At 67.2% G+C, this 13,700-nt stretch carries 13 protein-coding genes; 8 read left to right on the forward strand and 5 right to left on the reverse strand.

What is annotated here, in order from left to right; all coding sequences use genetic code 11:
• Positions 1-135: 135 nt before the first annotated feature.
• Positions 136-636 carry a histidine phosphatase family protein gene (locus tag A5773_RS23530; protein WP_156659496.1) on the forward strand — a complete coding sequence of 167 codons (501 nt, stop codon included), beginning with the start codon at positions 136-138 and terminating at the stop codon, positions 634-636.
• 1 nt (position 637) lies between these two features.
• Here A5773_RS23530 and A5773_RS23535 read toward each other — a convergent pair whose 3' ends face one another.
• Together A5773_RS23535 and A5773_RS23540 are read right to left on the reverse strand one after the other, a co-directional pair.
• Positions 638-1,180, reverse strand: a complete 543-nt coding sequence (locus tag A5773_RS23535) for a DUF3558 domain-containing protein (protein ID WP_067792847.1) — start codon at positions 1,178-1,180, stop codon at positions 638-640.
• The gene (locus A5773_RS23540) at positions 1,177-1,734 is read right to left on the reverse strand and encodes a DUF3558 domain-containing protein (protein WP_066952984.1); all 558 of its coding nucleotides are present in this window, start codon (positions 1,732-1,734) and stop codon (positions 1,177-1,179) included. Before A5773_RS23540 ends, A5773_RS23535 begins: the two co-directional genes overlap by 4 nt.
• Before the next feature lie 172 nt (positions 1,735-1,906).
• Between A5773_RS23540 and A5773_RS23545 the strand changes: the two genes are divergently transcribed.
• The 4 genes from A5773_RS23545 (at position 1,907) to A5773_RS23560 (ending at position 8,768) form a co-directional block, all read left to right on the forward strand.
• The gene (locus tag A5773_RS23545) at positions 1,907-3,664 is read left to right on the forward strand and encodes an ABC transporter ATP-binding protein (RefSeq protein ID WP_067792850.1); all 1,758 of its coding nucleotides are present in this window, start codon (positions 1,907-1,909) and stop codon (positions 3,662-3,664) included.
• Positions 3,661-5,559 (forward strand): ABC transporter ATP-binding protein, encoded by a 1,899-nt coding sequence (locus tag A5773_RS23550; RefSeq protein ID WP_066952979.1) that lies wholly within the window; start codon positions 3,661-3,663, stop codon positions 5,557-5,559. Before A5773_RS23545 ends, A5773_RS23550 begins: the two co-directional genes overlap by 4 nt.
• A gap of 145 nt (positions 5,560-5,704) precedes the next feature.
• Entirely contained in the window at positions 5,705-6,856 is a 1,152-nt protein-coding gene (gene embR / locus A5773_RS23555; RefSeq protein WP_067261960.1) for an ATPase/transcriptional regulator EmbR, read from the forward strand.
• Between the two features lie 133 nt (positions 6,857-6,989).
• Entirely contained in the window at positions 6,990-8,768 is a 1,779-nt protein-coding gene (locus tag A5773_RS23560) for a serine/threonine-protein kinase (RefSeq protein ID WP_067792852.1), read from the forward strand.
• A 36-nt stretch (positions 8,769-8,804) separates the two neighbouring features.
• Here the strand turns inward: A5773_RS23560 and A5773_RS23565 are convergent, their stop codons facing one another.
• A complete protein-coding gene (locus A5773_RS23565; RefSeq protein WP_066952975.1) occupies positions 8,805-9,386 on the reverse strand; it encodes a hypothetical protein in 582 nt (193 codons plus the stop codon).
• A 281-nt stretch (positions 9,387-9,667) separates the two neighbouring features.
• Complete coding sequence (locus A5773_RS23570; protein WP_067792855.1) at positions 9,668-10,813, reverse strand: adenylate/guanylate cyclase domain-containing protein; 1,146 nt, start codon at positions 10,811-10,813, stop codon at positions 9,668-9,670.
• Between the two features lie 11 nt (positions 10,814-10,824).
• Here A5773_RS23570 and A5773_RS23575 point away from each other — a divergent pair, with 11 nt between their 5' ends.
• Complete coding sequence (locus A5773_RS23575) at positions 10,825-11,361, forward strand: DNA-deoxyinosine glycosylase (RefSeq protein ID WP_067792858.1); 537 nt, start codon at positions 10,825-10,827, stop codon at positions 11,359-11,361.
• A gap of 8 nt (positions 11,362-11,369) precedes the next feature.
• Here A5773_RS23575 and A5773_RS23580 read toward each other — a convergent pair whose 3' ends face one another.
• Positions 11,370-12,761, reverse strand: a complete 1,392-nt coding sequence (locus A5773_RS23580; protein WP_082948365.1) for an amidase — start codon at positions 12,759-12,761, stop codon at positions 11,370-11,372.
• Between the two features lie 47 nt (positions 12,762-12,808).
• Between A5773_RS23580 and A5773_RS23585 the strand changes: the two genes are divergently transcribed.
• Together A5773_RS23585 and A5773_RS23590 are read left to right on the forward strand one after the other, a co-directional pair.
• Entirely contained in the window at positions 12,809-13,237 is a 429-nt protein-coding gene (locus A5773_RS23585) for an HIT family protein (RefSeq protein WP_066953048.1), read from the forward strand.
• A 10-nt stretch (positions 13,238-13,247) separates the two neighbouring features.
• Positions 13,248-13,700 (forward strand): nitroreductase family deazaflavin-dependent oxidoreductase, encoded by a 453-nt coding sequence (locus A5773_RS23590; RefSeq protein ID WP_067792865.1) that lies wholly within the window; start codon positions 13,248-13,250, stop codon positions 13,698-13,700.

Below are 13,700 nucleotides of genomic sequence, written 5' to 3' on the forward strand. Positions count from 1 at the left end.
GTCGAGAGGTTGATCAATCAGTGGTGCTCGGCGGCCTGGGCCGACCCCGCACCAACACGTTCCGCCACCCCAAAAAAGGCTCCTGCGTGACGACGACGATGACCACGACGCGGCATAGGGGTTAGCGTGGCTTCCGTGAAAGACCAGCGCACGTTGCTGTTGATGCGCCACGCGAAATCCGACTACCCGGCGGGGGTCACCGACCACGACCGGCCGCTGGCATCCCGCGGCATCAAGCAGGCCGGACTCGCCGGTGATTGGCTGCGCGCCAACGCGCCGGCCATCGACGCCGTCCTGTGCTCCACCGCGAAGCGCGCCCGGGAGACGTTGGCCAACACGCGCATCGATGCCCCGGTGCGGTATAGCGAGCGGCTCTACGGCGCAACACCCGGCACCATGATCGAGGAGATCAACACCGTCGCCGACGACGTCAAGACGCTGCTGGTCGTCGGACATGAGCCGACGATGTCCGCCCTGGCCCTCGGCCTGGCCGGCAGTGGTACCGATACCGCTGCGGCCGAGGGAATTTCGGCCAAGTTCCCGACGTCGGCGATCGCGGTGCTGGCCGTGCCGTCCGGATGGGGAGACCTCGAACTCGGTCGCGCGCAGTTGATCGGGTTCGAGGTGCCGCGCTGAGCTACGAGTTCGTGGCCAGCGTGAGTTCCATCAGCTTGAGGGCCTGACCGCAGGCGTCGATGCCGGGTGCCTGGGGGTTGACCCACCAGCCGACCACTCCGGCCGCGTCGCTGGCCACTCCGCATGCACCGTTCGGGTCATCCGGGCGCATCACGATCGAATCGATTCCCGCGATGTTGCGCGTCTCGACCTTGTACTTCAGGAAGTCGGCGACCTTGCGTTCGTTGCTCAGGCTGCCCTGCTCGAACCAGAACCGGGTGATGTCGATGAGCCCGGCCGGGTTGGCCGCCTGCCACCTACAGATGGCGCCGACGAACGTGCTCTGGATGTCGAGCGGGTCGGCACCCACGGTCTTGGCCAGGATGTCGCTGGTGAGCACCTCACACTCCTTGAGCAGGTTCGGATACTGCTGCTGGGAGTTGTTGTTGCGCGTGGGGCCACCCGCCTTCACGGCGTTGCCCGCGACGGACCTCGAACATCCGGTCAACACCAGTAACGCCGCGATCAAGACGGCTACCACGGGGCGGACGTTTCTTCTGGTCATTTGGAGTTCGCAATCGACTGACGCGCCAATTCTTTGGCTATGTCGCATGGCGGCGGAAACGGCTTTTGGCTGAAGCTGATCGACCACTCGATGAAGTCGTCCTGAAATTGGATGCCCACCTCGCATAGCGAGTCACCGAGGTTCGGTTCGTTTCCTATCGCGATGAAGCCGCCGTGTCCGTTGATGTTGATGTCATCGACGCTGGCGCGCGAGAGTTCCTCGGTCTTGCGCTCGCGTCCGATCGGGCTGCCGCGATACCAGGAGAAGGAGAAGTGCGGACCGAGGATGCCGCCGCCCGCCAGCCATTGGCAGCCGACGGAGTTCCGGGCCGTGTTGATCAGCCCGGTTACCTTGGTCAGCTCGGCCACCGTCTGATCGCTGATGCCGCCGCACTGGGGGAACATCGGCCCGTGGTGTCCCTCCGAATTCCCCGGCGCTGTCGACGACGTCGCCCCCGGTTTGTTGCCGCCCGAATCGGAGCAGGCCGCAACCGCGGGAACCAAGATCGCCAAGGCTAATGCCGCACCGGCCAGCGCCCTCGAGTTACGCCGCACCGCTACCCTGCTTCTGCTCAGCCTGCTGCCGGTCCACACGATGCACTGTAGCGGCAGCTCAGCGGGTCAACCACCGACGCGCCTGAGCAGGCGTTTCAGTCGCCCCCACGCGGGTTGGGCCATCCGGCGGCTGCTGCCCACCGCGGGACGCGCCGTATGCGACCCTTACGAAATGCTCCTGGCACTGCTGCGCCAGTACATCCAGCCGTACCGGCGGCTGGTCGCAGTGCTGATGGCGCTCCAGCTGACCAGCACGCTGGCCTCGCTGTACCTGCCGACGGTCAACGCCGCAATCATCGACGAGGGCGTCGCCAAGGGCGACACGGCCACCATCGTCCGGCTCGGCATGGTGATGCTTTCGGTCACCGGGTTGCAGGCGTTGTGCGCGGTCGCGGCGGTGTACTTCGGCTCGCGAACCGGGATGGGCTTCGGCCGCGACCTGCGTGCCGCGATGTTCAACCACATCACCACCTTCTCCGAGCATGAGACCGCCCGCTTCGGCGCACCCACGCTGTTGACGCGCAGCACCAACGACGTCCGCCAGATTCAGTACTTGGTTCAGATATCGAGCACCGTGCTGGTCACCGCGCCCATCATGTGCATCGGCGGAATCTTCATGGCCATCCACCAAGAGGCGGCGCTGACCTGGCTGCTGCTGGTGAGCGTTCCCATCATGGCCGTGGCCAACTACTGGGTGATGTCGCACATGCTGCCCCTGTTCCGCCGGATGCAAGGCCTGATCGACGGCATCAATCGGGTAATGCGCGACCAGCTTTCCGGCGTCCGGGTCGTGCGGGCGTTCGCCCGCGAGGCCTACGAGCGCGACCGATTCGCCCGCGCCAATGCCGCCCTGTCGAACACCGCGCTGACCGCCGGCAATTGGCAGGCGGTGATGCTGCCGGTGACCACGCTGACCGTCAACGTTTCCAGCGTCGCGCTGATCTGGTTCGGTGGGCTGCGCATCGATCGTGGCCAAATGCAGGTCGGCTCGCTGACCGCCTTTCTGGCCTACTTCACCCAGATCCTCATGGCGGTGTTGATGGCGACCATGACGCTGGTGGTGCTGCCGCGAGCGTCCGTGTGCGCCGAACGGATCACCGAGGTGCTCGCCACCCAGGCCGCGGTCACCGACCCGCCGCGGCCGGTGTTTCCGGGCGGCGGGATCACCGGGGTGGTGCGCGTGGCGGGTGCGACGTTCACCTATCCGGGCGCCGACAGCCCGGTGCTGCAGGACATTTCGTTGACGGCACGGCCCGGCACCACCACGGCCATCGTCGGTAGCACCGGTTCGGGAAAGTCGACGCTGGTGTCGCTGATCTGCCGGCTCTACGACGTGACCGGCGGCGCCGTCCTCGTCGACGATGTCGATGTCCGCGATTACCACACAGAGCGGCTCTGGTCCGCGATCGGGCTGGTTCCCCAGCGCGGCTATCTGTTCTCCGGGACCGTGGCCGATAACCTGCGCTACGGCAAGGCGGACGCGACTGACGACGAGATGTGGGACGCGTTGCGGGTGGCCGACGCCGAAGGATTCGTCCGCGCACACGATGACGGGCTGCGAATGCGGGTGGCCCAGGGCGGAATCAACTTCTCCGGCGGCCAGCGGCAGCGACTGGCGATCGCGCGGGCGGTCATCCGCCGCCCGACCATCTACCTCTTCGACGACTCGTTCGGGGCTCTCGACGTGCACACCGACGCGCGGGTACGGGCATCGCTCCAGCAGATAGCGGGCGAGGCCACCGTCATCGTTGTCACCCAACGGGTTTCGACCGCCGCCCAGGCCGACCAGGTTATCGTCATCGACGGCGGGAAGCTGGTGGGCACCGGCACGCACGAAACGCTGCTGACCGACTGCGCCACCTACGCGGAGTTCGCCGACTCGCAGTCGGTGAGCGCCTTGCGATCGGGTCGGGTCGGGGGCGCGCCATGACCGCGGCGGCCACCCGAGGTTTGACCCCGGCCCCGGCCGGGCGGTCGCGCGACTTCTGGGGTTCGGCTGCCCGACTGGTGAAACGACTTGCGCCGCAACGCCGGCTGAGCATTGCGGTGATCATCCTGGGTATCACGGGGACGGCGATCGGAGTTGTCGTCCCGCGAATCCTCGGGCACGCCACGGATCTGCTGTTCAACGGGGTGCTCGGTCGACAGCTCCCCGCGGGCATCACCAAGGCCCAGGCCGTCGCCGCGGCCCGGGCCCGGGGCGAGGGCACCTTCGCCGACCTGCTGTCGGGGATGAATGTGGTGCCGGGCAAGGGCGTGGACTTCGGCGCGGTGGCCCGGACCTTGGCCGTGGCGCTGGGCTTGTATCTGATTTCGGCCCTGTTGATTTGGGCGCAAGCGCGGCTGCTCAACGTCACCGTGCAACGCGCCATGGTCGCGCTGCGTTCCGATGTCGAGGACAAGATCCACCGGCTGCCGTTGTCGTACTTCGATGGCCGCCAACGTGGCGAGCTGCTGAGCCGGGTCACCAACGATATCGACAATGTGCAGTCGTCGCTGTCGATGACCATCAGCCAGCTGGTGACGTCGATCCTGACCGTGGTGGCGGTACTGGCGATGATGGTGTCCATCTCGCCGCTGTTGACCCTGATCGCGGTGGCGACGGTGCCGCTGTCGTTGGTGGCGACGCGCGCGATCGCGCGGCGCGCGCAGCGGCTGTTCGTCGCGCAGTGGACGAGCATCGGTCGCCTCAACGCCCACATCGAGGAGACCTACAGTGGCTTCACGGTGGTCAAGACGTTCGGCCACCAGGCCGCGGCTCGCAAGCAATTCCGCGATTGCAACGACGACGTTTATCACGCCAGTTTCGGCGCCCAAATGTTCTCCGGCCTGGTGGCACCGGCGACCGCATTCATCGGCAACCTCGGCTACGTGGCGGTCGCCGTGGTGGGCGGCCTGCAGGTGGCCACCGGCCACATCACTCTCGGAGGTATCCAGGCCTTCATCCAATATGTCCGGCAGTTCAACGCCCCGCTTAGCCAGGTGGCCGGGATGTACAACACCCTGCAGTCCGGGGTGGCCAGCGCTGAGCGGGTGTTCGATCTGCTCGACGAGCCCGAGGAATCGCCGGACCCCGAGCCCGCTCTGCCGGGGCTCGACGGACGCCCGGCCGGGCGGGTGGAGTTCCAGCACGTGAGCTTCGGTTACCACCCGAACGCCCCGGTGATCCACGACCTGTCGATGGTGGCCGAGCCGGGTAGCACCGTGGCGATCGTCGGGCCCACCGGAGCCGGCAAGACCACTCTGGTGAACCTGCTCATGCGGTTCTACGACGTCGATTCCGGCCGGATCCTGGTCGACGGGATCGACATCACCACGGTGAACAGGCAGGCGCTCCGGTCGCGAATCGGCATGGTCTTGCAGGACACCTGGCTCTTCGACGGGACGATCGCTGAGAACATCGCCTACGGGCGGCCCGAGGCCAGTGCGGACGAGGTGGTGCAGGCCGCCAAGGCGGCTTATGTCGACCGGTTTGTACACACCCTGCCAGCCGGCTACCAGACGCGCGTCAGCGGCGGGGGCGGCAATATCAGCGCCGGCGAGAAGCAGCTCATCACCATCGCGCGCGCATTTCTGGCCAGGCCGCGGCTACTGATCCTGGACGAGGCGACCAGCTCGGTCGACACCCGCACCGAAGCGCTCATCGCCCGGGCCATGTCTGAGCTTCGCCGGGATCGAACGAGCTTCATTATCGCGCACCGCCTTTCGACGATCCGCGACGCCGACCGCATCGTGGTGGTCGAGGCGGGCCGCATCGTCGAACAAGGCAGCCACGCCGAGCTGTTGGCCCGCCAAGGCGCCTACTACGCCATGACGCGGGCGTAGCGCAACATCCCGCCGCGTGGCCTGGCCGCAATCGCGTCGCGGGGAACGCATTTCACTCCCGGTGCCAAAAGTTAGTGTCACTGCGTCGGCTCCGTGGGGGTTGCAGCAGAATGGCAACGGTAGTGACCGGAAGGACCGATAGGCGATGGTGGACAAGCGTCTCGAACTCGGCCTGCTCGGACCGCTGGAGATGAGCGTCGACGGCACGCTGGTGCCCCTGGGCACCCCCAAACAGCGGGCGGTGCTGGCCATGCTGCTGATGAACCGCAACAGTCCGGTGGGGGTGGACCGGCTCATCACGGCTCTGTGGGACGACGAGCCGCCGTCGGGGGCACGCGCCAGCATTCATTCCTACGTGTCCAACCTGCGTAAGCTGCTCAGCGGCGCCGGCATCGACCCGCGGGCGGTGTTGGCCGCGGCGCCTCCCGGATACCGGCTCAACATCGCCGAAAACGATTGCGATCTGGGGCGGTTCATCGCCGAGAAGACGGCGGGCGTGCATGCCGCCGCCACGGGCAGATTCGAAGAGGCCGGCCAGCACTTGGCGGCGGCATTGGCGCAGTGGCGCGGGCCGGTGCTCGAGGACCTGCGCGAGTTCCAATTCGTCGACACCTTCGCCACTTCCCTTGTCGAGGAAAAGATCCTGGTCCATGGCGCAAAGGCGGAGGCCGAAATTGCTTGCGGGCGTGCGTTCGCCGTGATCACCGAGCTGGAGACGCTGACCGCGGAACATCCCTACCGCGAGCCGCTGTGGGCCCAGTTGATCACGGCATACTATCTGACCGACCGCCAATCTGACGCGTTGGCCGCCTACCGCCGCGTCAAAACCACTCTCGCGGACGACCTGGGGATCGATCCGGGACCGACACTGCGGTCGCTCAATGAGCAGATCCTGCGGCAGGAACCGCTAGACGTGAAGCGAACCGCCAAGACCGCCGCCGTCGATACGGTCACGGTCCTCGAACAGCACACCATGGTGTCCGGCCAGCAGGCCATCGCGTATCTGCACGAGATCTCGGGACGCAGCTATCCGCTGCGAGCGGCGGCGACCCGGATCGGGCGGCTCAGCGACAACGACATCGTCCTCGACAGCCCCAAAGTCAGCCGCCACCATGCGGTCATCGTCGACACGGGCACCAGCTTCATCATCAACGACCTCCGCTCTTCCAACGGGGTGCACGTGCAGCATGAGCGAATCCGCTCCGCCGCCACGCTGCGCGACGGCGACCACGTCCGCATCTGCGACCACGAATTCACGTTTCAGATCGCCACGGACGGCGAGAGCACACCGGGCTAATCGGTTGATTGTCATGCGTCGGGCTGGGCGGGGGCTTACGGTCATGGTTGCTGGGCCAGGGGGTTGCGGCTGACCCGTGTGCCCGGCGATTGTTGGGTTGTCGACGGTGTGGTGGCTGGGTGAAGGATCGGCGATGAGTGATGAGCAGGCCTCGCGGGCGGGGACGGAATTTGGGCCTTATCACCTAAAGCGGCTGCTGGGCCGGGGTGGGATGGGGGAGGTTTACGAGGCCGAGCACACCGTCAAGGAGTGGACGGTGGCGGTCAAGCTGCTCTCGGAGACGTTCAGCAGGGACCCGGTCTTTCGCGAGCGGATGAAACGTGAAGCCCGCACCGCCGGTCGTTTGCAGGAGCCGCACGTGGTGCCCATTCACGACTACGGCGAAATCGATGGGCAGATGTTCTTGGAGATGCGCCTGATCGAGGGCACCGACCTAGACAGCGTGCTCAAACGCTTTGGCCCGCTGGCCCCGCCGCGCGCGGTGGCCATCATCACCCAGATCGCCTCGGCGCTCGATGCCGCCCATGCCGCGGGAGTGATGCATCGCGACGTCAAACCGCAGAACATCCTGGTCACTCGCGACGACTTCGCCTACCTGGTCGACTTCGGCATCGCCAGCGCCACCACCGACGAGAAGCTCACCCAGTTGGGCACCGCGGTCGGCACCTGGAAATACATGGCGCCCGAACGCTTTTCCAATGCCGAAGTCACTTACCGCGCCGACATCTACGCGCTGGCCTGCGTGCTCTACGAATGCCTCACCGGCTCGCCGCCCTACACATCCAGCAGCGCGGGCGCACTGGTTACCGCCCACACCATGAACCCCATCCCCCAGCCCACCGCGGTGCGCCCGGGCATCCCCAAGGGCTTCGACGCGGTAGTCACCCGCGGGATGGCCAAGAAACCCGAGGACCGCTACGCCAGCGCCGGCGACCTGGCCCTGGCCGCCCACGACGCGCTCAGCGACCCCGACCAGGACCACGCCGCCACCATCTTGCGCCGCAGCCAAGAAGCCACCCTGCCGGGCACCGTGATGGTGCCTCCCCCGCCGCCGCGTCCGGCGGCCAACACCCCGCCACCGTCGCCGGGCCAGAATGCACCGACACCCACCCCGGCGCTCGGCTCGACTCCGGTTCCCGGGCAAAGCGCTCCGCCCTGGCGGCCCGACAGTGGGCCCATTCCGGCCGCCGCCCAGCCCCCGGTCACGCCGCCCTATTACCAAGCCGCCAACGCCAATTGGGGCAGTGCACCACAACAATTCGGCGGCCCACCCGCCTGGAACCAACCCCCACCGAAACGACGCAACCCCTGGCCCATCGTCGCCGCCGTCGCCGCGCTGGTGATCGTCGTGGTCCTGGCTGCCGTGGGCATCGCGATATTCATGGGAGGCGACGACAGCAACCCGCAGGCGAACCGCACGTCGACGACGACCACCACCAGGACCGTCCCCACCACCACGACAACTACTCGGCCCGCCAACCCGCAGGGCAAGCTGCTGGGCATGCTGCCCGCCGGGTATCCCAGTGGCGCTTGCACGCCCGCGACCCCGAAGTCCAACAGCATTTGGGTGAATGCGCTGGCCATGGTCGACTGCGACCAGAACACCAATCAGGGTGGCCCATCCCGCGCGGTCTACGGCCTGTTCGCCAACACGGACCTGCTCAAGAAGGCGTTCGACGACGACGTGGCCGCCGTGCAGCTGATGAATTGCCCCGGAGCCGGCACGTCACCGGATGGCTGGCACCACGACAGCACGCCGTCGGTGACCGCGGGCATGATCGCTTGCGGCACCTATAAAAACCACCCCAACGTGATATGGACCAACGAGGCGAAACTCATGCTCTGTGACGTCTACGGGGATCCCCCGGCCATCGAGGACCTGCATACCTGGTGGACCAATTACGGTGGCTGATCGGATCCAAACCTTTAGCCGCACTGTGACTTTGAATTACGACTGAAGGTCGGGGCCCTCGGCGCGCAGATCGTCGACCGCCGACATGGCGCTACGCAACTTGGCCAACCATTCCTCGGCATGTTCGCCGACGAGCTTGACCGACCACGCGAGCGCGTCCGCGCGGGACCGCGCGACGCCGGCGTCGACCAATGTGTCGAGCACCTGACGCTCCGGTTGCTTCAAGCGCGTCATCACAGGTACTGCGATGTGAGTGAAGAGGATTCGCTCCGCGCCGGTGCTGGAGCCGATCTCGACGCCCCAGGAAACCTTGCGGCCGTAGCGATCCTGCGCCTCGTCGGCGATGCGCATTCGCTCCGAACGGGTTTCCTCGCGGAAGCGCGACGCGCGCCCTTCCGCGCGGGCCTCGGTCTCTTTCTCCGAGCCCTGCGGTTCGGGCAGTCTCCCGATGACCGTGATCTCTTCGCGGTCGACGATGACCGTCGGGTCGCCGTCGAACCAGCTTTCGGGCAGGCGCCCGGCGAACCATTCGGCGGCGTCGCTCGCGTCGGGTTGCTGTGCCTGCTGCCAGCCGCCGGGGCGGCCGTAGCGCCGGCCGTGCGTGTGGTGAGATTTCATAATTACATGATTACATCGTTACAGCCGCAATGGAATGGCGTTCACCGCCGGCGAACGCAGCCCCGCACCGGCCCGCGCGCAGAAGGCGCGTCGGGTGCGGAAAACCCGTTGATATGGGCAGTTCAAAGTTGTATTTTTGGTAGCGAAGCAGGCCCGGAAACGACCAATTCCCAAGCGCCGGATGTCAGGGTAGAAAACCGGCCGCGTAGGACCCGCGCATGACGGAGCCCAACGCCCCCTAGCGTCGTCCGGGCCTGCCCATGTCCGCAGGATTTCCCCGGTCAGTTGCCGCCAGAACCGACCCCGCGGCGGATCCGGAAGAGCTTGACCTCGTTCTTGATGCCCTTGAGGCGGCGCGCACCGGCGAACGACGCATCGAATCGGCCGGCGTCGCCGATCGTCTCCCAGACCGAGTCCGCCGCCAGCACCGTGCCCGGGCGCGCCACACTGGTGACCCGGCTCGCGACGTTGACCGGGCTGCCGAACCAGTCTCCCGCCCGGCTCACCGCCATGCCGGAGGCCACCCCCGCTCTCAGCCGCGGGAAGTCGGCGTCGGTGTCGACGGCGTCCACGAGCTTCACCACCACGTCGAGCATGGGCAGCGGATCGGGGCAGACGAACATGACCGCGTCGCCGATCGTCTTGATGAACCGCACGGGCGGGACGGTGACGTCTCGGGCCAGGACCGCCAGCCGGTTGGCCAGATGACCCAGCTCCTCCGCCGACACCGCTTCGCCGATCCGGGTGAAGCCGACGAGGTCGGCGAAGGCCACCGTGATCTGACGCGCTCCCGGCAGCGGCTGGCCGGCGGCGCGCTCGGCGGCGTTGACCGCTTCGGTCTCCATCATGTGGCGCAGCTGCATGAACATCATGTGCCGCAGCAGCGGGCCGAGTTCGGGCGCGATTTGGCTGACTAATGCCTTTGACGCCTTGGCGATTTCCAGTTCGGTTGCCCCCGGCCGCATGATCGCCGAAAGCGCGGAGTAGCGCATGACCTCGGCGGCCCGGGACAGGCCTTCCGCGAGCACCCGGACCACCAGCACCACCTGCTCGGGATCCAGGCCCAGCTCGACGAAACGCCGGGCGTAGGCGGCGGCTTCACCGTCGGCGCGCATGTGCACGACGGCATCGGGGTCCTCGATTCGGGCCAGACCGATGGCGCGTTGCAACTGCTGCAGAAGGTCCAGTTCGATGCCGTGGGTCTCGCTGATCTCTCGGGCGGACACGTAACTGCCGTCGTCACCGATGAGGTGGCGGGTGGCCAGCAGCAGCGGCGGATTGGTCGTCCTGATCTCCTCGGCGGTGATGCCCTGCTCGAGCAGCCACTCCACCAATTCGGCCCGTTCGGCGCGTGCGCTGCCCTCGAGTCCGTCGAGTAGGTCCTCGTCCACTTCGTCAACGTACAACGGGCGCCGATCGCGAGCCATGATGGAAAACGATGAGCACACCTCTGCTGCGGGGATTTCCGCCGATCGTCGATGAGCACGCGAGTGTGCTGATCCTGGGGTCATTTCCCAGCGCACAATCCCTGGCAGTCGGTCAGTACTACGGCAATCCCCGAAATGCGTTCTGGCCGATCACCGGCGAGCTGTTCGGGTTCGACGCGACGGCGCCGTACGAAGCACGGCTGGTCGCGCTGCAAACGGCGGGCGTGGCCCTCTGGGACGTCTTGCGCGCATGTCGCCGCGCCGGCAGCGCGGATGCGGCAATCGAGCCGAAAAGCCTGGCGGTCAACGACTTCGATGGACTGTTCGCGCGGTACCCAACGATCGCGCGGGTCTACTTCAACGGCGCCAAGGCTGCGGAGCTGTACCGCAGGCTCGCCGAGGCCGACGAGCGGGTCGAGTACCGGCGGCTACCGTCGACGAGCCCGGCAAACGCCATCCGACCGGGCGCCAAGCTGGCCGCGTGGCGCGAGATCACGTCGATCGCGAGCGCGGCGAAGCCGGGCGAAGCGGGTCGGCGCAATAGATGAGGCGCTCTTTATGACACCGGCGGTTGCCGGTGTGCCCACGGCCTGGCGGATTCGATCTGCGCGGCCAGCGACAACAGCGTCGCTTCGTCGTACGGCCTGCCCACCAGCTGCACGGCGATCGGCAGACCGTCACCGTCGAAGTCCCACGGCACGGCCGCCGCAGGCTGTCCGGTCAGGTTCCAGACCTGCTGGTAGGGCACCTGTTGCGCCACCGCCAGCAGCGTCCATACCGCGCCGCGGCGCTGGTAGGCGCCGATGCGAGACGGGCCCGTCGCGTTGCCGGGCGTGACGACGACATCGACGTCGTCGAAGATCGCTTGGATCCGGGCGGCCGCTGCCGGCTCCGCGTCGCGAAGGGCGGTCATTCGGCGGTCCGAGAAAAACGAACCGGCGCGCGCCAGGTTGCGGGTGCGCGCTTCGAGACGTTCGGGGTAAGCGAGCGAATCGGCGTCGTCACTGATACCGCGCAGGTAGCGGGGCAGGTAATTGGTCATGATGGCCGACGGCGGATAGTCGGGGTCGGCGGTGATCACGTCATGACCGAGATCGCGGAGCAACGCGCCGGCCTGTTCTACCGCCGTGAGCTGATGCTTGCCGATCCTGACGGGCAGCGGCGTTGGCGACTTGGTGCTCAAGGCAATTCGCAGCTTGCCGGGGTGACGCGTCGCCGCGGCCGCGAACTCGCCCTCGGGCCCCGGCACGGTCGACGTCGCATCGAGGAAAAGCGCCGCGTCCAGGACCGACCGGGCGAGCGGGCCGTTGACACTCAGCCCGTACCACGCATCGTCGTGCGGCTCCAACGACACTCGATCCCGTTGTGGTTTGACGCCGAACAGTCCGCACCAGATCGCCGGGATGCGAATCGACCCGCCACCGTCGGACCCCAGCGCCAGCGGAGCGAGTCCGGCGGCCACCGCGGCGGCGCTGCCGCCACTGCTGCCGCCTGGAGTTCGCCTGGGATTCCATGGGTTGCGGGTCGCACCGAACGTCAGCGATTCGGTGTAGGGAAACATCATCAGCTCGGGCACATTGGTCTTGCCGAGGATGACGGCGCCCGCGGCGCGTAGCCGGCGGACCACCTCCGCGTCGGAGGTCGCGGCGGGGCGGTGTCCGCCGCTGCCATAGGTCGTCACCTCGCCGGCGACGTCGACATCGTCTTTGATCGCGATCGGCACCCCGAGCAGCGGGAGCCGCTCGCCGGCGTCGAGGCGGTCCTGCGCGACGGCGGCCTCGTAACGCGCGCTGTCCGAGAGCACCACGCGATAGCAGCGCAGCTGGCTGTCCAGCCGCGCGATCCGTTCCAGGTAGATTTCGAGCAGCTCGGGCGCGGTCAGTTCGCCGTCGGCCAGCATTCGTGCCTGAGCCGCCGCGCCGGCAAAGGCCACGTCGCGAGCGTCCACTGCGGCAGCGTATCCCCCGCACCGGGCCGGCCAGTACCGTGGGCGACATGCCCTGCGTGTTCTGTGCGATCGTCGCCGGCGAGGCCCCGGCCATCCGGATCCATGAAGACGACGACTACCTGGCGATCCTCGACATCCGCCCGTTCACCCGCGGCCACACCCTGGTGATCCCCAAGAGGCACAGCGTGGATCTCACCGACACGCCGCCGGAGACGCTGGCTGGGCTGGTCACCATCGGCCAACGGATCGCCCGCGCCGCCCGCGCGACGGAGTTGGCCGACGCGACCAACATCGCGATCAACGACGGCAGCGCCGCCTTTCAGACGGTGTTCCACATCCACCTACACGTGCTGCCCCGGCGCAACGGCGACAAACTGTCGGTCGCCAAGGGAATGTTGCTGCGGCGCGACCCCGACCGGGACGCCACCGCGGAAATCCTGCGCTCGGCTCTGGCCCGCATCGACGCCAGCCAGTAATACTGGGCGGATGGCACTTCCGTCCTGGGTCGAGCAGCGGTTGCTGCCTCAGGTCCTGCGCGTACACGACACCGTCTATCGCAGGACGAACGGCTGGATCGGTCATCGCATGCTGCTGATACCCAGCCTGCTGCTCCATACCGTGGGCGCCAAGACGGGCCAGGCGCGAACAGCGGCGCTCACCTATGCCCGGGACGGCGACGACTACCTGATCGTCGCTTCCAAGGGCGGCGACCCGCGCGCGCCCGGCTGGTATCACAACCTGCGCAAGCATCCGGACGTGGAGATCAACGTCGGGCCAAAGCGTTTGGCGATGACCGCCCGCGCGGTGCTGCCGGACGATCCCGACTACGCCCGGCTGTGGCAGATCGTCAACAAGAACAACGGCAACCGGTACACGGCCTACCAGCAGAAGACCTCGCGACCGATTCCCGTCGTGGTACTCGCGCGACGTCGACCCTGA

This window comes from Mycobacterium sp. 852014-52450_SCH5900713 (assembly GCF_001667075.1).
Lineage (GTDB): Bacteria > Actinomycetota > Actinomycetes > Mycobacteriales > Mycobacteriaceae > Mycobacterium.